Origin of the sequence: Streptomyces virginiae, from assembly GCF_041432505.1 — a bacterium.
Classification (GTDB): domain Bacteria; phylum Actinomycetota; class Actinomycetes; order Streptomycetales; family Streptomycetaceae; genus Streptomyces; species Streptomyces virginiae_A.
Genome location: NZ_CP107871.1, coordinates 6,709,013 through 6,730,685 on the forward strand (window position 1 = coordinate 6,709,013; position 21,673 = coordinate 6,730,685).

The 21,673-nt window shown below is 73.2% G+C and carries 20 protein-coding genes and 1 pseudogene; 7 read left to right on the forward strand and 14 right to left on the reverse strand.

Going from position 1 to position 21,673, the window contains the following annotated elements; translation table 11 throughout:
* Positions 1 to 32 precede the first annotated feature (32 nt).
* From OG624_RS31095 to OG624_RS31125, 7 genes are all read right to left on the reverse strand, one after another.
* Positions 33 to 746, reverse strand: coding sequence for a phosphoadenylyl-sulfate reductase (locus OG624_RS31095; RefSeq protein ID WP_326749281.1), 714 nt, complete (start codon positions 744 to 746; stop codon positions 33 to 35).
* Complete coding sequence (locus tag OG624_RS31100; protein ID WP_078909467.1) at positions 743 to 940, reverse strand: hypothetical protein; 198 nt, start codon at positions 938 to 940, stop codon at positions 743 to 745. Before OG624_RS31100 ends, OG624_RS31095 begins: the two co-directional genes overlap by 4 nt.
* The gene (locus OG624_RS31105) at positions 937 to 2,643 is read right to left on the reverse strand and encodes a nitrite/sulfite reductase (RefSeq protein ID WP_326749282.1); all 1,707 of its coding nucleotides are present in this window, start codon (positions 2,641 to 2,643) and stop codon (positions 937 to 939) included. Before OG624_RS31105 ends, OG624_RS31100 begins: the two co-directional genes overlap by 4 nt.
* A 215-nt stretch (positions 2,644 to 2,858) precedes the next feature.
* Positions 2,859 to 2,942 (reverse strand): putative leader peptide, encoded by an 84-nt coding sequence (locus OG624_RS31110; protein ID WP_312847410.1) that lies wholly within the window; start codon positions 2,940 to 2,942, stop codon positions 2,859 to 2,861.
* A gap of 241 nt (positions 2,943 to 3,183) precedes the next feature.
* Positions 3,184 to 3,747, reverse strand: coding sequence for a GNAT family N-acetyltransferase (locus tag OG624_RS31115; protein ID WP_161296857.1), 564 nt, complete (start codon positions 3,745 to 3,747; stop codon positions 3,184 to 3,186).
* 5 nt (positions 3,748 to 3,752) lie between these two features.
* Positions 3,753 to 5,018, reverse strand: coding sequence for a GAF domain-containing protein (locus OG624_RS31120; RefSeq protein WP_051763524.1), 1,266 nt, complete (start codon positions 5,016 to 5,018; stop codon positions 3,753 to 3,755).
* Positions 5,019 to 5,374: 356 nt separating this feature from the next.
* A complete protein-coding gene (locus OG624_RS31125) occupies positions 5,375 to 7,018 on the reverse strand; it encodes an acyl-CoA dehydrogenase family protein (RefSeq protein WP_033223478.1) in 1,644 nt (547 codons plus the stop codon).
* A gap of 17 nt (positions 7,019 to 7,035) precedes the next feature.
* On the opposite strand from OG624_RS31125, the gene OG624_RS31130 reads away from it, so the two are divergent.
* On the forward strand, positions 7,036 to 8,151 hold the full coding sequence (locus OG624_RS31130) for a YihY/virulence factor BrkB family protein (RefSeq protein ID WP_266377956.1): 1,116 nt from the start codon (positions 7,036 to 7,038) through the stop codon (positions 8,149 to 8,151).
* 67 nt (positions 8,152 to 8,218) lie between these two features.
* Here the strand turns inward: OG624_RS31130 and OG624_RS31135 are convergent, their stop codons facing one another.
* Positions 8,219 to 9,049, reverse strand: a complete 831-nt coding sequence (locus tag OG624_RS31135; protein WP_371588695.1) for a class I SAM-dependent methyltransferase — start codon at positions 9,047 to 9,049, stop codon at positions 8,219 to 8,221.
* A 211-nt stretch (positions 9,050 to 9,260) separates the two neighbouring features.
* On the opposite strand from OG624_RS31135, the gene OG624_RS31140 reads away from it, so the two are divergent.
* Positions 9,261 to 10,010 (forward strand): helix-turn-helix transcriptional regulator, encoded by a 750-nt coding sequence (locus OG624_RS31140; RefSeq protein ID WP_033223563.1) that lies wholly within the window; start codon positions 9,261 to 9,263, stop codon positions 10,008 to 10,010.
* On the opposite strand, the gene OG624_RS31145 is transcribed toward OG624_RS31140, so the two are convergent.
* Positions 9,941 to 10,342 (reverse strand): VOC family protein, encoded by a 402-nt coding sequence (locus OG624_RS31145; protein WP_033223479.1) that lies wholly within the window; start codon positions 10,340 to 10,342, stop codon positions 9,941 to 9,943. The genes OG624_RS31140 and OG624_RS31145 overlap by 70 nt on opposite strands.
* 156 nt (positions 10,343 to 10,498) lie before the next feature.
* Positions 10,499 to 11,035 carry a hypothetical protein gene (locus OG624_RS31150; protein ID WP_371640068.1) on the reverse strand — a complete coding sequence of 179 codons (537 nt, stop codon included), beginning with the start codon at positions 11,033 to 11,035 and terminating at the stop codon, positions 10,499 to 10,501.
* Between the two features lie 67 nt (positions 11,036 to 11,102).
* On the opposite strand from OG624_RS31150, the gene OG624_RS31155 reads away from it, so the two are divergent.
* The 4 genes from OG624_RS31155 to rsgA all read left to right on the forward strand — a co-directional run bounded on the left by OG624_RS31155 (position 11,103) and on the right by rsgA (position 15,243).
* Entirely contained in the window at positions 11,103 to 12,380 is a 1,278-nt protein-coding gene (locus OG624_RS31155; protein ID WP_371593684.1) for a sensor histidine kinase, read from the forward strand.
* Positions 12,368 to 13,024: a response regulator transcription factor gene (locus OG624_RS31160; RefSeq protein ID WP_371640069.1), complete on the forward strand. Its 657-nt coding sequence runs from the start codon at positions 12,368 to 12,370 to the stop codon at positions 13,022 to 13,024. The genes OG624_RS31155 and OG624_RS31160 overlap by 13 nt, the downstream gene beginning before the upstream one ends.
* Positions 13,021 to 13,878, forward strand: coding sequence for a hypothetical protein (locus tag OG624_RS31165; RefSeq protein ID WP_371640070.1), 858 nt, complete (start codon positions 13,021 to 13,023; stop codon positions 13,876 to 13,878). The genes OG624_RS31160 and OG624_RS31165 overlap by 4 nt, the downstream gene beginning before the upstream one ends.
* Positions 13,879 to 14,127: 249 nt before the next feature.
* Entirely contained in the window at positions 14,128 to 15,243 is a 1,116-nt protein-coding gene (gene rsgA, locus OG624_RS31170; protein ID WP_237546029.1) for a ribosome small subunit-dependent GTPase A, read from the forward strand.
* Positions 15,244 to 15,426: 183 nt separating this feature from the next.
* On the opposite strand, the gene OG624_RS31175 is transcribed toward rsgA, so the two are convergent.
* The 4 genes from OG624_RS31175 to OG624_RS31190 form a co-directional block, all read right to left on the reverse strand.
* A complete protein-coding gene (locus tag OG624_RS31175) occupies positions 15,427 to 15,798 on the reverse strand; it encodes a PPOX class F420-dependent oxidoreductase (RefSeq protein ID WP_033217969.1) in 372 nt (123 codons plus the stop codon).
* 89 nt (positions 15,799 to 15,887) lie between these two features.
* Positions 15,888 to 16,100 carry a hypothetical protein gene (locus tag OG624_RS31180; RefSeq protein ID WP_033217971.1) on the reverse strand — a complete coding sequence of 71 codons (213 nt, stop codon included), beginning with the start codon at positions 16,098 to 16,100 and terminating at the stop codon, positions 15,888 to 15,890.
* A 93-nt stretch (positions 16,101 to 16,193) separates the two neighbouring features.
* A complete protein-coding gene (locus OG624_RS31185; protein ID WP_033217973.1) occupies positions 16,194 to 16,676 on the reverse strand; it encodes a DUF456 domain-containing protein in 483 nt (160 codons plus the stop codon).
* Positions 16,677 to 16,700: 24 nt separating this feature from the next.
* Complete coding sequence (locus OG624_RS31190) at positions 16,701 to 17,678, reverse strand: helix-turn-helix domain-containing protein (protein ID WP_371640071.1); 978 nt, start codon at positions 17,676 to 17,678, stop codon at positions 16,701 to 16,703.
* A 198-nt stretch (positions 17,679 to 17,876) separates the two neighbouring features.
* Between OG624_RS31190 and OG624_RS31195 the strand changes: the two are divergent.
* Positions 17,877 to 21,651: pseudogene (locus OG624_RS31195) on the forward strand (S8 family peptidase).
* The last annotated feature ends 22 nt before the right edge of the window (positions 21,652 to 21,673 follow it).

Sequence of the window (21,673 nt, forward strand, 5' to 3'; positions counted from 1 at the left end):
CTCTGTCTCCGTAAGTTCTTCGCCGGTCGTCATCAGCCGTGCAGTCCGCACTCGGTCTTGCCCAGCCCGGCCCACCGGCCGGCCCGCGCGTCCTCGCCCTCGGCGACGCGCCGGGTGCACGGGGCGCAGCCGACGGAGGCGTAACCGTCCATCAGCAGCGGGTTGGTGAGTACGCCGTGCTCGGCGACGTACGCGTCCACGTCGTCCTGGGTCCAGCGGGCGATCGGGGAGACCTTGACCTTCTGCCGCTTCTCGTCCCAGCCGACCACCGGGGTGTTCGCCCGGGTCGGGGACTCGTCGCGGCGCAGCCCCGTCGCCCACGCGGTGTACGCCGTCAGGCCCTCTTCCAGCGGCTTGACCTTGCGCAGCGCGCAGCACAGGTCGGGGTCCCGGTCGTGCAGCCTCGGCCCGTACTCGGCGTCCTGCTCGGCGACGCTCTGACGCGGGGTCAGCGTGATGACGTTGACGTCCATCACGGCCTCGACCGCGTCCCGGGTGCCGATGGTCTCCTCGAAGTGGTAGCCCGTGTCGAGGAAGACCACGTCCACACCGGGGAGGACCCGCGAGGCCAGGTGGGCGACGACCGCGTCCTCCATGGAGGAGGTCACGGCGAACGTCTTGCCGAAGGTGTCGACCGCCCAGCGCAGGATGTCCGGCGCGGAGGCATCCTCCAGGTCCCGGCCCGCCTGCTCGGCCAGCGCCTTCAGCTCCTCGGCTGTGAGACGCACGTCTTGAGTGGTGGTCATATCCCGTCCCCTCCCGCTGATCCCGCTGATCCCGCCGAATCCGACCGGACGCCCCGGGCCAGCAGCCCGAGGTACTTCAGCTGGAAGGCTCGGTTGCAGGCCCTGCATTCCCACGCGCCGTGACCCGCCTCGTTCGGAAACAGGTCCTCGTCGCCGCAGTAGGGGCAGTAGAACGGTGCGGCGCGCTCGCTCACGAGAGGCTCTTCTCGTCCGCGCGGGCGACCCACGCCGCGAAGCGCTCGCCGTCCTCGCGCTGCTCCTCGTAGTGCTTGACGACCCGCTCGACGTAGTCGGGCAGACCCGCCGAGGTGACCTTGAGGCCGCGGACCTTGCGGCCGAAGCCGGCCTCCAGGCCGAGGGCGCCGCCCAGGTGGACCTGGTAGCCCTCCACCTGGTTGCCGTCGTCGTCCAGGACCAGCTGACCCTTGAGACCGATGTCCGCCACCTGGATACGGGCGCAGGCGTTCGGGCAGCCGTTGATGTTGATGGTGAGCGGCTCGGCGAAGTCCGGCAGGCGGCGCTCCAGCTCGTCGATCAGCGAGGCGCCGCGCGCCTTGGTCTCGACGATGGCCAGCTTGCAGAACTCGATGCCGGTGCAGGCCATCGTGCCGCGGCGGAACGGGGACGGCTTGACCCGCAGGTCCAGCGCCTCCAGCGCCTCGACCACCGAGTCGACCTGGTCGGCCTCGATGTCGAGCACGATCATCTTCTGCTCGGCGGTGGTGCGCAGCCGGCCGGAGCCGTGCTGCGCCGCCACGTCGGCGATCTTGGTCAGGGTGGCGCCGTCGACGCGACCCACGCGGGGCGCGAAACCGACGTAGAACCTGCCGTCCTTCTGCTGGTGGACGCCCACGTGGTCGCGCCACTGGCCGCTGGGCTGCGCGGGCGCGGGACCGTCGGTCAGCTTGCGCTGCAGGTACTCGTCCTCCAGGACCTGGCGGAACTTGGCCGGGCCCCAGTCGGCGACGAGGAACTTCAGGCGGGCGCGGTTGCGCAGCCGGCGGTAGCCGTAGTCGCGGAAGATCGAGATGACGCCCTCGTAGACGTCCGGGACCTCGTCCAGCGAGACCCAGGTGCCCAGGCGCACACCCAGCTTGGGGTTGGTGGACAGACCGCCGCCGACCCAGACGTCGAAGCCGGGACCGTGCTCGGGGTGCTCCACACCCACGAACGCGATGTCGTTGATCTCGTGCGCCACGTCGAGCAGCGGCGAGCCGGAGATCGCGGACTTGAACTTGCGGGGCAGGTTGGAGAAGTCCTTGTTGCCCACGATGCGGCGGTAGATCTCGTCGATGGCGGGCGTGCCGTCGATGATCTCGTCCTGGGCGATGCCGGCGACGGGCGAACCGAGGATGACGCGGGGGGTGTCACCGCAGGCCTCGGTGGTGGACAGGCCCACGGCCTCCAGCCGGCGCCAGATCTCCGGGACGTCCTCGATCCGGATCCAGTGGTACTGCACGTTCTGGCGGTCGGTGAGGTCGGCGGTGCCGCGCGCGAACTCCTCCGAGATCTCGCCGATCACGCGGAGCTGCTCGGTGGTCAGCCGGCCGCCGTCGATGCGGACGCGCAGCATGAAGTACTCGTCGTCCAGCTCCTCCGGCTCCAGGATCGCGGTCTTGCCGCCGTCGATCCCGGGCTTGCGCTGGGTGTAGAGGCCCCACCAGCGCATACGGCCGCGCAGGTCGTTGGGGTCGATCGAGTCGAAGCCGCGCTTGGAGTAGATCGTCTCGATGCGTGTCCGCACATTGAGACCGTCGTCGTCCTTCTTGAACTGCTCGTTGCCGTTGAGGGGCGTGTGGTGTCCGACGGCCCACTGGCCCTCGCCGCGGTGACGGCCGGTCTTGCGGCGCGCGGCGGCTGCGGGTGCGGCTGCGGGCGTTTCGGGGGTGGCGGCCATGGCGGTACGTCCTTCTTCGGCGGCTCGAGGCAAGGGCAGGGGGAGGCGGCGACGCTCCCCTGCGGGCTCGGCGACTCCGAGCGGGTGTGGCTGATTCCCGCTCCGCGCCGGGGTTGCCGGCGGGCAGGGCGGTACTACGGCCTCAGGGGGCTGGCGGGTGATCGGCGCGTCCGCGACGGCGGGGACGGCGGCGATGTGCGGCGTGGCTGGTTCCGTCAGCGGGCCGGACAGATGGCGCTGGACATGCGGCCGAGGTCGACGTGCCGCCGACTCACCAAGGCAATTCCAGCTCCATTCATGGCGGAAGCGTGTCATGTGCCGATTGGAGGAGTCCACTACTGTCCACGATTCGGACGAACTCGTCTCGAAGGATGGGACGACGTGACGGGGGTCACTCCGTCTGCCGCTTCCGGGCGGCTCGGAGCAGGGGCCGCCCTCCCGCTCATCTGCGGCGCCGCTGCGGGGGCCGGGGCGGTGCCCCAGGAGCCGGGGGAGCCGGCTTCGGGTCCGGCCGTGCCCGGCCGACCGGCCCCGGAGGGGCTACGCGCCGGGCCAGGGGCCAGGGGTCGGGGCTTCCACCTTGGACTCGGTCTCCGTCTTGAAGATCTTGAAGCCGCGCCGCTGGTAGTTGCTCATCGCCGTCGGGCCGTCCTGGCTGCAGGTGTGCACCCACACCCGCCGGGTCGGCCGCAGCTCCGGCCAGCGCTCCGCCAGGGACCATGCGTGGGCGATGCCCACCGACAGCAGGTGCCCGCCGATGCGACGGCCCCGGAAGTCGGGGAGGAGACCGAAGTACATGATCTCCACCACGCCGTCGTCCTGCGGGTCGAGCTCCACGTACCCGGCCGGCGTGCCCCGGTCGTACGCCACCCAGGTCTCCACGCCCGGCCGGTCCAGCTGCTCCATCCACTGCGCCCGGGTCAGGGCCAGCCGATCCGTCCAGTGGATGTCGCCGCCCACCGACGCGTACAGGAAGCGGCTGAACTCGGGGGAGGGGACCTCCGCCCGCGCGATGGATATCTCCGGGCCCGCCGGAGCCGCCGGGACGAGGTCCGCGGGAGAGGTCATCTCCAGCGACCAGGTGGTGAGAGTGATGGTGCTCATGCAGCTCAGGGAATCATGCCGGGCCCCGTCCGGCCCAGGCGGGCCCGCACCACCGTGGGCGCGGTGGAGTGCGGGAGCAGTCCTGCCGGGTCCTCGGGGCGGATCAGCTCCACCTCCACGTCCTGCGCGAACCGGTACGGCCGGTGGGTGAGGACGCCCGCGAGGTGGCGGCGTACGCGGGACAGCTCCGCGCGGACCGTCACCGTGCGCGTCGGGTCCCCGAACAGCTCTCCGGCCAGCTCTGCCGCCGAACGCCCGCGCGGGCTCTCCGCCAGCAGGAACAAAAGCTCCGCGTGGCGCGGGCTCAGCTCCTGCGACCAGCTCCCGGAGGGCCCGTACACCGTCGCCGACCAGCACCCCGCCCGGCTCAGGTCCAGGACGATCCGGGTCACCGGCGCCGTGCCGCGGCCGTCCTGGTCGATCCGTAGCAGCCAGCCGCCGGGCAGTGGCTCCACCACGCACTCGCCGAGCCGCGGCACCCACACCCGGCCGGGCCCGAAGGTCTTCGGCAGCGGGATCCGCTCCGTCGGGGCCAGGCCCGTCACCGCCGCCGTCCAGCCGTTCGGGTCCACGGCCATCGCCCGCCCCGGCAGCCGGGCCAGCAGCGGGGCCGCGACCGTCCGCAGCAGCTCCAGCGACTCCAGGTGCCGCAGCCGCAGCTCCCGCTCCGCGAGCCGGGCCACGGAGCTCACCCACGCCAGCGTCGCCGGGTGCATGGTGGCCAGCGGCCCGCTGACGTCGACCACGCCCAGCAGTCGCCCGTCGCGCGGATCCCGTACGGGCGCCCCGGCGCAGGTCCAGTCGTGATGGCTGGAGACGAAGTGCTCGGCCGAGAACACCTGCACCGGGCGCCGGGCCACCAGGGCGGTCCCCACCCCGTTCGTGCCGACGACGGCCTCGTCCCAGTCGGCCCCGACCGCGAAGCCGAGCCGGTCCGCCTTGCGCAGGATGGAGGAGTGGCCCTCCCGCCACAGCAGCCGCCCGTCGGCGTCCGCGACGACCATGATGTGCAGGGCCTCGTCCAGGGCGGGCAGCAGTCCCTCGCGCAGCACCGGCAGGATCTCCCGCAGCGGCGACACGTGCCGCCGCTCCTCGGTCTCGGCGGCCGACAGCATCCGTGAGCGCGCGTCCCGGTCGGGGTGCACCCCGCCGGCCAGCATCCGACGCCAGGACTCCGCGATCTCCGGCCGGGGCGCGGCCGGCGGCCGGTCCCCGGCCAGCGCCGCCGCCCGTACGCCTTTGAGCAGACGGGCCGCCGCTCGCGCGTCCATGGCCGAGATGCGTGCCACATCGACCGTGCTGCCTGTGGTGTCGGCCACCGGAACCTCCCCGTGCGAACAGGACGTACGACGCAGGCCGCCCGGGAGGTCCGCGCGGGCAGCTTCCCCGGGCACCCCGACGGGCGACTGCCGACTCAAAGGTTGCAACGGTATGCAACTCTCGCCAAGTCCCGTTCGTACGACCGAAACTGTCCGGACGCCGCAGAGCGGCGTGCCGGCTCCTCCTCGGGGCTTCGGATCAGGGGTGGTGCCGAGTCGGCGCGGCGCCACCTCTGTACCGGTGATGGGCCCGGATCCCGGCTGGGAGCGGTTTGGGGACCGCCACGGAGCCCGACGGGGGCTCTCTCCTAACCCGTGATCCGCGCCCGTTCCACCACCGCGCGCAGATCCAGGCTGTGCGGCAGCGTGCCGAAGGCCGTGCCCCAGTCGCCGCCCAGCCGCGAGGCGCAGAAGGCGTCCGCGACCTCCGGCGGGGCCCACCGCACCAGCAGCGATCCCTGGAGCACCAGCGCCATGCGCTCCACCACCCGGCGGGCCCGCGCCTCGATGCCCTCCAGATCGGCGAGATCCGTCAGCAGGTCCTTGATGGCCGAATCCAGCCGGTGGTCCGCACCCCGGGCCAGGCCGACCTCCTGGAGGAAGGCGTTCAGTGCCTGCGGCTCGCGCTGCAGGGCGCGCAGTACGTCCAGCGCCTGCACATTGCCCGAGCCCTCCCAGATGGAGTTCAGCGGGGACTCGCGCAGCAGTCTCGGCAGCCCCGACTCCTCGACGTAGCCGTTGCCCCCCAGACATTCCAGGGCCTCCGCCACCATCGGCGTACAGCGCTTGGTCACCCAGTACTTGGCGGCGGGCACGGCGAGGCGCAGGAAAGCCTTCTCCTGCTCGGTCCCGGCGTCGTTGGCGGCCGCCAGACGCAGGGTCAAGGTGGTGGCGGCCTCCGACTCCAGGGCGAGGTCGGCGAGCACGTTGCGCATCAGCGGCTGGTCGATGAGCGGTGCTCCGAAAGCGGAGCGGTGCTCCGCATGGTGCACGGCCTGCGTCAGGGCCTGTCGCATCAGCGAGGCCGAGCCGATGACGCAGTCCAGCCGGGTCGCCGCGACCATCTCGATGATGGTCCGCACCCCGCGGCCCTCCTCACCGACCCGCCGCGCCCAGGTCCCGTCGAACTCCACCTCGCTCGACGCGTTCGACTTGTTGCCCAGCTTGTCCTTCAGTCGCTGGATCGCGAAGACGTTGCGGGTACCGTCCGGCAGCACCCGCGGCACCAGGAAGCACGTGAGTCCGCCCGGTGCCTGCGCCAGCACCAGGAAGCCGTCGCTCATCGGAGCCGAGCAGAACCATTTGTGCCCGGTCAGCAGGTATTCGCCGGAGGCGTCCAGCGGCACCGCGGCCGTCGTGTTCGCCCGTACGTCGCTGCCGCCCTGCTTCTCCGTCATCCCCATGCCGAAGAGCACACCGCCCTTCTCGGCGGCGGGCCGCAGCCCCTGCTCGTACACGTGCGAGGTCAGCCGCGGCTCCCATTCGGCGGCGAGCACCGGATCGGTGCGCAGCGCCGGTACGGCGGCGTGCGTCATGGAGATGGGGCAGCCGTGCCCCGCCTCTGCCTGCGACCAGATGAAGAACCCGGCGGCCCGGCGCAGATGCCCGGCCGGCCGGCCCCAGGCGTCGGTGAGCCCCGAGGTCACCGCGTGTCCGAGCAGCCGGTGCCAGGCCGGGTGGAAATCGACCTCGTCGATCCGGTTCCCGTACCGGTCGTGCGTCCGCAGCTTGGGCGGATTCTCGTTCGACTGCACACCCCATTCCTGGGCCTGCGCGGAACCGGCCGCGCGCCCGAGGTCGGTGAGCTCCTGCCTTACCTCGCCGAGGAGTTCGGGTTCCGCGGCCGCGAGGTGACGCTCGACGCCCTCGGTGAGGGCCCGATCGCCGCCGTAGACGTCGTACCCCACCAGGGGCGGGGCCTGGTTGCTGACTGTGTGGGTGGTGGCTGCCATGCGGATACCGTAAGGACGTGCAGCCAGCAAAAGAAACACCCGAGCGGACCCCAGGACGGCTCCACCGGGCCCGCGCCCTCTACCGCAACGTCTCGATGCGCAAGATGGGCTGGCTGCTGCTGAAGGACACCGTCAACTCGTGCATCGAGTACCGGATCCTCGGGCTCGCGGCCGAGGCGGCGTTCTTCACGCTGCTCTCGCTGCCCCCGCTCTTCCTCGGCCTGCTGGGTCTGCTCGGCTACGTGGACGGCTGGACGGACACCCGCACGGTCGAAAGCATCGAGGAGAACATCCTGGCTGCGGTCGGCACGGTCCTGTCCGACCGGGGCGTCAACGACATCGCCCGACCCCTCCTGGACGACGTCACCCGCAGTGGCCGGCCCGACCTGATCTCGCTCGGTTTCGCCTTCGCCCTGTGGTCGGGATCGCGGGCCGTCAACGTCTTCATCGACACCATCACCGTGATGTACGGGCTCGACGGCCGGCGCGGCATCGTCAAGACCCGGCTGCTGGCCTTCCTGCTCTACATCATCGCCCTGCTGATCGGCGCGATCGTGCTGCCGCTGATGGTGGTGGGACCGGACGCGGTGGTGCGGCTGGTGCCCTGGGGCACGGAAGTGATCGCGGTCCTGTACTGGCCGACCGTGACCCTGCTGTCCATCGCCTTCCTCACGACGCTCTACCACGTGTCCGTGCCCGTGCGCTCCCCGTGGATCGAGGACGTGCCCGGGGCGCTGGTGGCCCTGGCCATGTGGGTGCTGGGCTCGTTCCTGCTGCGGATCTACCTCACCAACACGGTGGAGGGGCCGACGATCTACGGATCACTGGCCGCGCCCGTGGCCGTGCTGCTGTGGATCGGTATCTCGGCCTTCGCGGTGCTGGTCGGGGCCGCCGTCAACGCCGCGATCGACCGGGTCTGGCCCTCCGTGGCCACGGCGGCGGCGCGCGAGGCGAACGAACGGGCCCGTGAGGCGGAGGCCGCCCAGCTGATCGCGCGGGCCGCCGCCTGGCGGGCGATGGCGGAGGGCGAGTCGGAAGACGACGAGGACGACGGGATGCCCTCGGAGTTCCCGGAGCGGTGGTCGAAGTTCCTGCCGCCCGAGGACTACCACTCCCGGCTGCGCAAGCACTGACCGGGGGCCGGACGAGGTGCCCGAGCCGCCCCGCCCGGCCCCTCTCTCCCTCCCGGCCCGCGTGCTGTCATTCCGGGGCCTTCACACCCCAGGCGGTGAGCAGGCCGGGGGAGAGCGCGGCGCAGTCCGGCGAGTCCAGGTAGCGGATCGCCGCGTCGATCGTCGCGTCGTCGACCGACCCGGTGGCCGTCATCGGCTCCCGCGCGCGCTCCCAGGTATCGGCCCAGAACCGGCTGATGGGGCTGCCGGGCAGCAGCGGCGGCACGAGGATCTCGGCGCCCACGGACAGCAGGCCGGCCTCCTTCAGGCGCGCGGGGTAGTCCGGCACCCAGGAGACGTCGGTGCCCAGGCTGTCCCCCAGCCCCTGCCACATGGCCCGCATCACCCGGCCGTACGTGGTCGTCGGCGCGGCCGGGGTGGTCAGGTCGACCGCGTCGCCGAGGACCAGGACACCGCCCGGTGCGACCAGGGAGGCGAGCTTGCCGATCATCCGCGGCCAGTTCCGCAGGTGCATCAGCACGAACCGGGCGTGCACCAGCCGGAACCGCCCCGGAGCGAAGTCCAGGGCCGTGATGTCCGCCTCCAGCGGGGTGAGCCCGGGCGTCGGGTGCGCCGTGAGGAAGGTCGTGTCCCGGTCGACGGCGACGACCTCCGAGACCCCGGCCCGGTCCAGGAGGAGCCGGGAGACCGTGCCCGTTCCCGCGCCCACGTCCAGGCAGCGCCAGCCCGGCCCGACGCCCAGCGCGCGCAGCCGGGCCAGGGTGAAGTCGTCGTACGCGAGCGCGCCGAGGTCGATGCGGTCGTCCTCGCCCGGCAGCTCGGGCCGGAACACCGCCTCGCCGTAGCGCCCGTCGGCCACGCCGTCGGGACGCGCCGGGTCGTCATCGGGGAGATTCACGTCCGGACCTCTTCACGGGGCGGGAAAGGGATGCGGCGGGTGCGGCGGTTGCGGCGGATCCGGCGGGTACGGGGTGGATCCGAGGGGCGCGGCGGATGCGGCCCGCATCGGCCGCATCCGTCGCCCCCCGATCCTCCACGGGCGCCCTCCCGCCCCACCGAGGCGCGCCGGGCCTGATCCGAAAGAGACGCCCGGTCCTTAACCTGGAGTGGTGTACGAGGAAGCGCCGTCCGAGGTTGTCCCCGGGGCCGTGCTGTGGCGCGCCGCCGCCCGCACGGGCGCCGTGGTGCTGCCCGACGGCTGCATGGACCTGCTGTGGGCCGACGGGCGGCTGCTGGTGGCCGGCCCCGACACCGGGCCGCATCCGGCCGGGGAGGTCCCCGGCGGCGCCTTCGCGGGGATCCGGCTCGCGCCCGGCACCGCGCCCGCGCTGATCGGCGTACCGGCGCACGCGCTACGGGACCGGCGGGTCGAGCTGGCCGACCTGTGGCCCGCCCGCGCGGTGCGCCGGGCGTCCGGGCTGGTCGAGGAGTATGTCGAAGGGCACGGGGACGCCCGCGCGGGCCTCGAGGCGCTGGCCCGCACCCGCGCCGCCGCGACGGGCGCGCCCGACCCGCTGGTCGTCGAGGTCGCGGCCCGGCTCCGCGCGGGGGAGGCGGTGGCCGCGATCGCCCGCGCCGTCGGGCTCGGCGAGCGGCAGTTGCACCGACGCTCGCTCGACGCCTTCGGGTACGGGCCCCGGACGCTCGGCCGCATCCTGCGGCTGCGCCGCGCCTTGGCGCTGGTCCGCGTGGGCCTGCCGTTCGCCGAGGTCGCCTGCGTCGCGGGGTACGCCGACCAGGCGCACCTCTCCCGTGAGGTGCGGGCGCTGGCCGGGACGACCCTGCGGGCCTATGCCGCCGGACCCGACGGGGCGAACAGCGAGACGCCGCCCCCGTCCGGATCGAGCACGACGGCGTAGCGCTGGCCCCAGAAGGCGTCCCAGGGCTTCAGGTGTCCGGTGTGCCCGGCGGCGGTCAGTTCGGCGTAGAGCGCGTCCACCTCGGCGGGGGAGTCGCACAGGAAGGCCAGGTCCCGGCGGCCGTCGCCGGTGGGCGGGGTCCACGACGGGTCGAAGGAACGGATGGTGTCCTCCGTGTCCCACGCGATCCGCAGGCCCCCGGGCAGGACGGCCTCCACGTGCGGCAGGTCGTCGGCCTCGGCCGGGATGTCCAGCCCGAGGCGGCGGTAGAAGGCGAGCGAGGCGGCCATGTCGGAGACCACCATGCCGATCAGGTCGAATCGAGGAGTCATGGCAGCAGGCTAGGCGGGCACCGGGCGCCCGTCTTGAACGAATCGGACACGCGCCGCATCGTGTCCCGCCGGCACCCCTCGGGCCCCGGCCGATCGTGCCCCGGCCCGGAAGAGGCGTGCCCGAACTCGGCAGGTGACGCGACCGGTTGTCCGGCATCAGTGCGGGCGGCGGGCCGCCACCACCGCGCAGGCGACCGCCAACGGCAGCTCCGCGCCCGCCGCCAGCAGCAACGCCATCCCCTGACCGTCGGTCCCGGTCGAGGTCGTCACGTCGAACCAGGCGTCCATCACGAGCAACGCGGCCGTCGCCGCGGCGATCGGGGACGCCCGAGGATCTCGCCGGCGCAACAGCACCCCGGTCCCGGTCAGCCCGGCGGCCAGCATCAGGTCCAGGCCGATCCACGCCGTGGACCAGTGGGAGACCTCGGTGGTCTGCGGCATCGTCTTCGCGAGCACCACCACCCAGGGCAGCAACACCAGTCCGGCGCCGGTGAGTACGGTGGCCGTGCCGGGCGTGCGGAAGGTACGGGTACGGGGCGTGCGGGCGGTGCGCCAGGCGCGGGCCTGCGGGGCGACGAGGGCCATGACGAGGGACTCCTTCCCGCCCGGCGGTCCGTCCCCCGGGCACACCACCAGCCTCGTCGCCCGGGCCCGTCGGATCAGTAGCCCCTCGATCCGGATCGGGGGTGGCACCAGGTACACCCCCGGGCGGGTGCCCGCATGATGGCAGGCCTCTGATCAGTGCGATTACCGTACGGGTATGGCAATTCGCGGGGGCGCGCCGAGGCGTACGTACACCTGGATCACGGCGCACGCACCGTGGTCGGCATGGGCCTGGCGCAACACCACCTTCACCGCGGCCGCGATCCCGGCCGCCCTGCCCGTGCTCCTCGGCCTCACCGCCACCGTCATGGCACCCGGGCCCGGCACGATCCCACCGCTCCTGATCCTGCTGATCGGGCCGCTCCTGACCCGGCTCCAACGCAGCCGGTTCCGGACGTTGCTCGGCCTCGACGTACCCGAGGTCGAACGGGAGGGCAGCCGGTTCACCCCGTTCGCGGTGGCGCGACGGCTGCGCTCCGAGGCGACCTGGCGGCAGTACGGCTACCACCTGCTGGTCAGCCCGCTCGCCGCTGTCGCCGGCGGGCTGGTGGTGCTCGCCTGGGCCTTCGGCACCGCCGCCACCTGCGTCTACGGCTGGATCTGGATCCTGCCCGCCGATACCCGAACTCCCGGCTGGACCGACGACTACGACACCGTCACCGTCGGCGGCGTCCTGCTGCTGCTCGCCGCGCCCTGGCTCGCCGCCCTCTTCGCCCGACTGGACTCCGTGGCCGCGGCCGCCCTCCTCGGCCCGAACCGGGCCCGCGAACTGGAGCGGCGGGTCGAGGACCTCGCGGAGAGCCGGGCCGGAGTGCTGGACGCGGCCGACCTCGAACGCCGGCGGATCGAACGGGACCTGCACGACGGGGCCCAGCAGCGGCTGGTCGCCCTGGCCATGAACCTCGGCATCGCCCGCGCCACCCTCACCGACCTGCCGCCCGAGGCCAAGGCCGTCATCGACGAGGCGCACCGGGAGGCGAAGGAGGCCATCGAGGAGCTGAACAACCTGGTACGGGGCCTGCATCCGGCCGTGTTGGAGGACCGCGGGCTCGACGCGGCACTCTCCGGGGTCGCCGCCCGGGCCCCGTTCCCCGTCGAGCTGACCGTGGACATCGAGCAGCGGCCCGGAGCCACCGTGGAGGCCGTCGCCTACTTCGTGGTCTCCGAGGCCCTGGCCAACGTGGCCAAGCACGCCCGGGCGGAACGCTGTCGCGTCCACGTCGTACGCGCTCCGGCCCCCGACGGATCCGCCCGCGGCGCCGACCTGCTGCGGATCACCGTCACCGACGACGGGGTGGGCGGCGCCGATCCCGCCCGCGGTACCGGCCTGGTGGGCCTGCGTAAACGCGTAGGGTCCGTCGACGGAACCATCATGATCGAAAGCCCCCTCGGGGGTCCCACCGTCATCACCGTGGAGCTGCCGTGCGGGCTGTGATCGCCGAGGACTCTGTCCTGCTGCGCATAGGACTCGTCAAAGTCCTCGAAATGGCCGGATTCGAGGTGGTCGCCGAGACCGGCGACGCCGAAGGTCTGCTCGCCGCCGTCGAGGAACACCGCCCCGAACTGGCCCTGGTGGACGTGCGGATGCCACCCGGCTTCACCGACGAGGGCGTCCGGACCGCCCTGATGATCCGCCAGGAGAGCCCCGGTACCGCGGTGCTGCTGCTCTCGCAGTACGTGGAGGAGCGCTACGCCGCCGATCTGCTGGCCACGCAGACCCGGGCGGGCGTCGGCTATCTGCTCAAGCAACGGGTCGCCGACGTCGAGGAGTTCATCGACGCCGTGCGCCGCGTCGCCGCGGGCGGCACCGCCCTGGACCCGCAGGTCGTCGCCCAGCTCCTGCTGCGCCGTGGTGGTGGCTCGGACCCCCTGGGTCGGCTCACGCCGCGCGAGCGCGAGGTCCTGGCCCTGATGGCGGAGGGCCGCTCGAACGCCGGGATCGCCGCCGAACTCGTCGTGAGCGAGAGCGCGGTGGCCAAACACATCAACAGCATCTTCGCCAAGCTCGACCTACCACCGGCCGACGGCGACCACCGGCGGGTCCTCGCCGTCCTGCGCTTCCTGGACGGCACGCCGTGACCCGGGCCGACGGGCGGCCCCACCGTGCGCAGCGCCTGGCCTGGATCACCGCCACCCTGCTCTGCGCCGTCCTCGTGGTGGCACCGGCCACCTGGCAGGTCTGGTCCTGGGGGAGCACCCGGAGCGACACCCTGCACGGCGGCAGCGACGGCCGCCCGGTGACCGCGGTGGAGATCGTCGGCGGCGACGCGGACATCACGGTCACCCCGCGAGCGGACCGGCAGGTCGACTACCGGGCCACGGTCAGCTGGTCCCTCAGGACGCCCACCATCGAGCGGAGCCGACTCGGCGACACCCTGCGGCTGACCCCGCACTGCCCCGGCGAGGGCTTCTGGCCGGTCGGCGGGACGGGCTGTTCCGTCCGACTGGCCGTGACCGTACCCGTGGACGTCCCCGTGAAGGTGACGACCCGCTCCGGCCGGATCGCGCTCAGCGGACTGGCCGGCACCGTCGACGCGGAGGTCGACTCCGGCCAGGTCAAGCTCGTCGGGCTGCGCGGCGCCCTGCGCGCGAAGGTCGGCTCGGGCCGTCTGGAGGCCACCGGACTCGCCTCGGACCAGGCCGAGATCCGGGTCGGCTCGGGCCGGGCCGCCGCCACCTTCGTCAGCCCGCCCGACGGGATCACGGCCCGCGTCGGCTCCGGCCGGCTGGCCCTCACCGTACCCGCGGCCACCCGCTTCACGGTCCGCTGCGAAGCCGGAGCCGGCCGCTGCGACGTGCCGGACGCCCTGCGCGACCCCACCTCGCCCCGCAGCCTGGACATCGAGGCGGGCGTCGGCCGCGCCGAGGCGTCCTACCCCGACGGGCCTTGGTCGGCCCACGGCGCGGGCGACACCGCGACCCCGAACACCTAGGAAAAAGAAGTGGCCCCCGCGGGAGCGGTCTTGTTACGGTGAATCCGTTCCCGCCGACCGGCGAGGAAACGATCAGCATGTGCATGGACCCGGAGGTGAGTTCGTTGATGACTGTCATCGCGCAGGGCGCTGCCCGCACTCAGAAGACCATCAATGTCACTTCTGTGGTCTCCGGCTGACCTCACACCTCTTCGCGCGCCGCCACCGAGCGAGCGCCCGCGGCCGGGGCCACCCTGTGAAGGGTTTCCCTTGTCTTTCTCCGCTCTCCCGTCCGTTTCACACGCCTCGCTCCCGCACGCCCTCGCCGCCCTCGGCTGGGACGACGCGTGGGAGGCCGAGTTCGCCCCGTACGCCGAGCAGGGTCTCGTGCCCGGCCGCGTCGTACGCGTCGACCGCGGCCAGTGCGATGTCATGACCGCGGACGGCATCGTCCGCGCCGACACCGCGTTCGTCACCCCCCACGACCCGCTCCGGGTCATCTGCACCGGGGACTGGGCCGCCGTCGAGGCGTCCGGCAACCCCCGCTACGTGAAGGCGTACCTGCCGCGCCGGACCGCCTTCGTACGGTCCACCTCCTCGCAGCGGTCCGAGGGGCAGATCCTCGCCGCCAACGTCGACCACGCCATCATCGCGGTCTCCCTCGCCGTCGAGCTGGACCTCGGCCGCATCGAGCGCTTCCTGGCCCTGGCCTGGGAGTCGGGGGCGCAGCCGCTGGTCGTCCTCACCAAGGCCGACCTGGTGCCGGACGCGGCCACGCTGGGCCACCTGGTCCAGGACGTGGAGGCCACCGCTCCGGGCGTCCAGGTACTGACCGTCTCCTCCGTCACGGGGGAGGGCACGGACGTGCTGGCCGCGATCGTCGGCGACGGCACCAGCGTGCTGCTGGGCATCTCCGGCGCCGGCAAGTCCACCCTGGCCAACGCGCTGCTCGGCGCCGAGGTCATGGAGGTGCAGGCGGCCCGCGAGGTCGACGGCAAGGGCCGGCACACGACCACCACGCGCAACCTGCTCGCCCTGCCCGGTGGCGGCGTCCTGATCGACACGCCCGGACTGCGCGGCGTCGGGCTGTGGGACGCCGAGACCGGGGTCGGCCAGGTCTTCTCGGAGATCGAGGAGTACGCCGAGAACTGCCGCTTCCACGACTGCGCGCACGAGGCGGAGCCGGGCTGCGCGGTGTTGGCCGCGCTGGACTCCGGCGAGCTCGCGGACCGTCGCCTGGAGAGCTACCGCAAGCTCCTGCGGGAGAACCAGCGGATCGTCGCCAAGACGGACGCCCGGCTGAGGTCGGAGATCCGCCGCGACTGGCGCCTGAAGTCGGCGGAGGGCCGGGCCAACCACGCCGCCAAGCGTGGCGGCCGGGTCTGAAACCCGGCCGCGGGTCGGGGTGCAGACCGGCACCCCGACCACGCCCGGGACCGCCGTCAGCGGGTACCGCGGGTGATCCGCCGGAGCGGAGACAGCGCCTCGGGGCGTCACGAGCCCCGGTACCGGGCACCGTACGGCGACGCCCGGTCACCCGCGCAGCGCGGGGGCGCGCTCCCGGGACGGTCAGAGCCCCCACGCGTGGACGCGTTCCGGGTGGATCCGGATGACCTCCGGGCTGAAGTGGGGGCCCAGCTCGTGCGGGCCCGTCTCCAGCGTGGCCCGGCCCCGGATCTCGATACCGCGCACCCGCCACGGCCGGGTGCTCACCAGGTCGTCCACGACCAGGGACAGTCGGGGGTTCCCGTGCAGGTTGCGCCACTTCTTGGTCGTGCCCATCGCCATCCCGCCCACCAGGATCGTCCCGTCCTCCTGTGGGAAGAAGCCCACCGGGTTCGCCTGCGGCTGCCCGGCCGCGTCCACCGTGGCCAGCCGGCCCAGGTGCTGGGAACGCAGATAAGCCAGTTCGGCCTCGCTGAAACCCTTGAAATCCGTCATACCGCCCACCCTCGCAGCCGCCGCACCTCCCCGCATCGGGCTGCGGACCTAGGCCATCAGGCTCACCGCGGGCAGGGGCCCCGAGTCGTTCAGTCGGCCCGTGGGGCGCCGCATCGGGGGCATCGCCGCGCGTCGCGTTCGGTGGCCAGGGCCCCGCACGCGGCGCAGACGAGGTGCAGGAGGCAGGCCGGCTCACCGCCGTCCGACGGGATCCGCGGGGCGTCGTCTCCCGCCCGGACGTCGACCGGGTCGGCGGGCTGTGGGGCGAGGCGGGCCGGCTCGTCCCGAACGGACTCGTCCATGAGGGCTCCACGACCGATCGAGGCAGGGGCTGAGAGCCTATCCGCCGATCGCGCGAGCCGCACGGGGGTGTTCCCGTGCCCGCCGACGGCTGTCTACGCCGCCACCACCGCCCCGACCCACGCCCCCACCACCATCAGGCACGCGAACAGCTCCACCAGCACGCTCGTCCCCACCGCCCGCATCACCGCCCGCACCGACGCCCAGGCCTCGCCGTGCGTGCCCAGGCGCAGCCGCTCGCACAGGTAGATGCCCCCCACGAAGCCCGGTACCGCCCCCACCACCGGAACCAGTACGAAACCCAGCACCGCCCCGGCCCCCGCGAACACCGCCATTCGGGAGGTGATCCCCAGCCCCCGCACCCGTCGGGGCGGCAGCAGCCACTTCACCACCTGCACCACCAGCAGCAGGGCCGTCGCCGCGACCAGCAGCGACCAGGCGAGCGTCGAGCGCACGTGCAACGCCCACCACAGCAGCCCCGCCCACACCAGCCAGGTGCCCGGCACACCCGGGATCAGCACTCCGACCACCCCGAGCAGCAGCACCAGCCCCACCAGCAGCAGCTGAGGCAGATCCATGCGCTCAGCCTGACCGACCAGGGGCTATCGGGCCACCCAGCCCCGCTCGTACGCGTGCCAGCCCAGCTGCAGCCGGGTCGTCACACCGGACAGCTCCATCAGGCCCTTGACCCGGCGCTGCACCGTCCGCAGCCCCAACTCCAGGTGTTTGGCCACGCTCGCGTCCGTCATGCCCGCCAGGAGCAGCGAGAGGATCTCCAGGTCCGTGGCGTCGGGGCTGCCACCGGCCTCCTCCGCCGAACCGGCCGCCCCCAGCCGGAGCGGCAACGCCTCCCGCCACACCGCCTCGAACAGGCCCGTCAGGGATTCCAGCAGCCCCGGGGCGTGCACCACCAGCGCCGCCGGCTCCGCCCCGCGGGCCGTCAGCGGGACCATGGCCAGGGTCCCGTCCGCGATCACCAGCTTCGTCGGGACCCGTTCCGTCACCCGGACCCGCTCGCCGCGCGCGAGCGCCGTCGACGCCTCCCGGATCCCGCTCGGCAGGGTCAGCACCTCCCGCTCGATGACCACCCGGTACTCGACCCCGCGGACCGACGCCCGGTCCTCCGCCTCGTTGTCCGTCCCCGTCACCACCTGCGGCCGGCCGGTGACCAGCGCGCAGACCTCCTTCTCCGCGCCCAGCTGGATCTGGTGGAAGCGGTGGGCCACCGCGCTCGCGCCCTGCACCACCTCCACGAGGTCGTGCACCGCGGGCTCGATCGCCTCCGCCCGGTACTCCTCCGCCAGCAGCGCCGCCGCCCGCTCCGCCTGCTCCAGCTCGTGCCGCTGCTGGGTCAGCAGCGCCCCGAGGGCCACACCGGGCGGGGCCGCCACCCAGCGCCCGGGCCGGGCCGAGGACTGCGCCGCCAGACCCTGCCGCTCCAGATGGCGCAGGGCCCGTTCGGTGTGCGGCACCGGCAGCGTCAGCCGGTGCGCGAGATCGGGTACCTCCGCAGCACCCAGCGCGACCAACGCGCGGTACGCCGACTCCTGGCCCTCGTCCAGGCCTATGGCACCCAGCAACCCGTCCACCCACCTTTCGACACGCGCCTGGCGGGAAGCGGCCACGGCGCAAACCCGCCGCGGACATCATCGCCGCACCTGCCGCCACTCTGCCAAGGTGACGCCACCGCAGCACCAACATCCGCCGGCCAGAAGCCATTTACGCGGCGCTTTCGTCGTGCAACGCAGCAGTTGGCCGGAATTCACCTGGGGAGAGCGATGCGTCCGATATCGCGTACGGCACTCGGGGCGGCCACCGCGGCCGTCCTGGCCATCACCGCCGTCGGCCCGACGGCCGCGCAGCCGGCCGACGGAGCGCCCGGAGCGGGGAAGAGACCGCTCGTCGGAAGCGAGGCCGCCGGAAAGCAGCCCACCACCCCGGTCACGGTGACCCTGGTCACCGGCGACCGGATCCTGGTCTCCACCGACGCGGCCGGCCGCACCGCCGCCACCGCGATGCCCCGCACGGACGGCTCGCAACCGCTCGTACAGACCCGGCAGTCCGGCAAGGACCTGTACGTCTACCCCGAAGGCGCGGTGCGGGCCCTCGCCGCCGGCACGGTCGACCCCGAGCTGTTCAACGTCACCGGCCTCGTCCGGCAGGGCTACGACGACGCGCACACCAAGAAGCTGCCGCTCATCGCGGTCTACGACGGATCCGTGAACGTGGCCCGCAGCGCCCCGCCCACGCCCCGCGGCGCCGACCGCTCCCTCGTCCTCGGTTCCATCGGCGCCGTCGCCCTCGCCGCCGACAAGGAGCAGGCCGCCGCCTTCTGGTCCGACGTCACCGGTACGGACGCCCGCGCGCGCTCCGTGTCGGGCGGACTGAAGAAGCTGTGGCTGGACGGCAAGGTCCGGGCGAACCTGGAGCGGTCCACGAAGCAGGTCGGAGCCACCGCCGCCTGGGCCGCCGGGTACGACGGCAAGGGCACCAAGGTCGCCGTCCTCGACACCGGCACCGACCTGGACCACCCCGACCTCAGGGGCCGGGTGTCCGCCTCGAAGAACTTCACCGACTCCGACAGACGCGGACCGGCAGGGGCACGGCACGCACACCATCTCCACCGTCGGCGGCTCCGGCGCCGAGAGCGGCGGAGCCAAGAAGGGCGTGGCCCCCGGCGCCGAACTGCTCAGCGGCAAGGTGCTCGACGACGGGGGTTACGGACTCGACTCGTGGATCATCGCCGGTATGGAGTGGGCCGTGGAGGCCGAGGCCGACGTGGTCTCCATGAGTCTCGGCGATCCCTCGCAGACGGCCTGTGACGACCCGCTGGCCGCCGCCGCCGAACGACTCTCCCAGCAGGGACCGCTGTTCGTCATCGCCGCCGGCAACTCCGGACCCGGCAACAACACGGTCTCCTCACCCGGTTGCGCCCCCTCCGTCCTGACCGTGGGCGCCGTCGACCGCGACGACACCACGGCCACCTTCTCCAGCCGCGGCCCGGCCGGCCTCCAGCACACCCTCAAGCCCGAGATCGCCGCCCCCGGCGTCGGGATCTCCGCCGCCGCGGCGGGCGGCCGCGGGGTGTACGCGTACCGGTCGATGTCCGGCACCTCGATGGCCACCCCGCACGTCGCGGGCGCCGCCGCCGTCGTCAAGCAGAGCCACCCCGACTGGAGCGCGCAGCAGATCAAGGCCGCCCTCGTCGGCTCCGCCGCCACCACGGTCCCCGGGGACGTACGGGAGACCGGTGGCGGCCGCCTCGACGTGAAGGCCGCCCTCGACGCCACCGTGACCGGGCCGCCCGCAGTCCAGGGCGGCACGTACACCTGGCCGCAGGACCGCAGCGACCGCACCACCGTCGAGGTCCCGTACACCAACACCGGCAAGACCCCCGTCACCCTGAACCTGGCCGTCGAGAAGGTCACCGGCAACGACGGCTCGCCCGTCCGCGCCCAGGTGGCCCGCCTGGAGCGGCGTACGGTCACCGTCCCGGCCGGCGCCACCACCAGGATTCCGCTCGCCCTCGACCCGGCGGCGAAGCTGGAACGCTCCCAGTACGGGGACGTCACCGGCCGCGTCGTCGCCACCGCCGACGGCGTACGCGTCTCCACCCCCTTCTCGCTCTACGTCGAGCCCGAGACGGTGACCCTGCGCGTCAAGCTCGTCGACCGTGCGGGCGAGCCGGCCGCCGGCCCCTCCTCGCTGGACGTGATCGGCACCGACGACGCCACCGGCGAGCGCCGCTTCAACGAGGGCGCCACCGACCAGGTCTACCGGGTGCGCCCCGGCGCGTACTTCCTCTCCGCCTTCGTCGCCACCCCCGACGCCGGCGAGGGAGCGGGCGACAGGCTGCTCGACTCCCTCACCTATCTCGGCCGCCCCCAGATCGAGTTGAAGAAGGACACCACCGTCGTCCTGGACGCCCGTAAGGCCGGGCGCCTGGACATCGCCGCCGACAGGCCGATCGAGGCCCGCAACACCACCCTCGGCTTCGCCCGCAGTTGGGACGACGTGTGGCTGCACGCGGGCACCGCCATGGGCGGCCGCACCATCCGCGGCTTCTACGCCTCCGTCGAAGGCCGCGCGAAGGACGGCGCGTTCGAGTTCGCCTCCTACTGGCGGGCGGCCGCGCCGCTCGTCTCCGAGCTGAAGGTCGTCGGCGGCCCGGTCCTGCACCCCATCACCGCGTCCACCGGCAGCGACAACCTCGACGGAACGGGCGGCGCGCCGCTGGTCGACGCCGGCTCCGGCACCCCCGAGGAACTCGCCGCGGCGGGCGCGAAGGACGCGGTCGTCCTCGTGAAGGCGGTCGACGGCTCGCTCCACGAGGTCGCCCGGAACGCACGGGACGCCGGCGCCGAGGCGGTCCTCGCCCACCGTGACACCCCCGGCCGCTGGACCGGATCCACCGGCTACGCGGGCGGCGCACTGCCCGCGCTGACCATCGAGGCCGCCGAGGCGAAGGCCCTGCTCGCCCGGCTCGCGACCGGCAAGGTCGCCCTGTCCTGGAAGGCCGAGGCGAACAGCCCGTACGTCTACTCCCTCGCCCTCCCCGAGAAGGGAGAGGTCAAGGGCGGCCACACCCGCCGGGTGCGCGACCGCGACCTCGGCCGGACCGAGTCCACCTACAACTCCATGGGCGTGGCCGCCGACTTCATCGACCTGGCCGGCGCCTACCGGCCGATCGGCACCGCCGTGTACTTCGGAGGCATCGAGACCGTCGCGGCACCGGGCACGCGCACCGAGTACCACTCCGCCGGGGACACCGTCTGGGACCAGCTGCTCTCCAGCAGCTTCCCCTGGGGCGAGTTCATGGTCGGCGAGCAGCGCGCCTACACCGAGGGGCAGCGGACCACCGCCACCTGGTACGACGGGGTCACCGGCCCCGTGGCGCCGCGCGACGTGGCGGGCCGGGAGACCCTGGCCGCCGAGCGGCAGGGCAACCTGATCGGCTTCGCCCCCGCCATGTGGGGCGACAGCGCCCACGCCGCCCAGCCGGGCTCCTTCGGTGACATCGGCTCACTGGAGCTCAAGCGGGGCGGGGAGGTCGTCGGGGAGAGCTGGTACCCGTTCGGGGTCTTCGAGGTGCCCGCCGAGGAGGGCCGCTACGAACTGACCCAGTCCATCGAGAAGATCGGCCCGCCCGCCCGCGTCTGGCAGCGCTCCACCGCGGTGCGGACCACCTGGGGCTTCACCTCGAAGCTCGACGCGTCGGCGTACTCCCAGGGGCTCGGGATCCTCTTCCCGCGGTACGCGGCCCCGCTGGACGGGACGAAGACGGTCGCGGCGGCGAACGGTCTGAGCATCGGGCTCGGCGTCACCGGCCACGCGGGCTACACGCCCGGTGCGCTGAAGTCGGCGAAGCTGTCGTACTCCTACGACGGCGAGCACTGGACGCAGGCGAAGGTGAGCGAGCGCGGCGGCCGGTGGAGCGCGGTCGTCGACCACGCCGGAGCCTCCGGCAGGCCCGTGTCGCTGAAGGTGGAACTGACCGACGCGAAGGGTGCCACGGTCACCCAGACGGTCGTGCGCGCGTACGACGTGCGCTGATCCGTACGGCTGGAACGGGAGG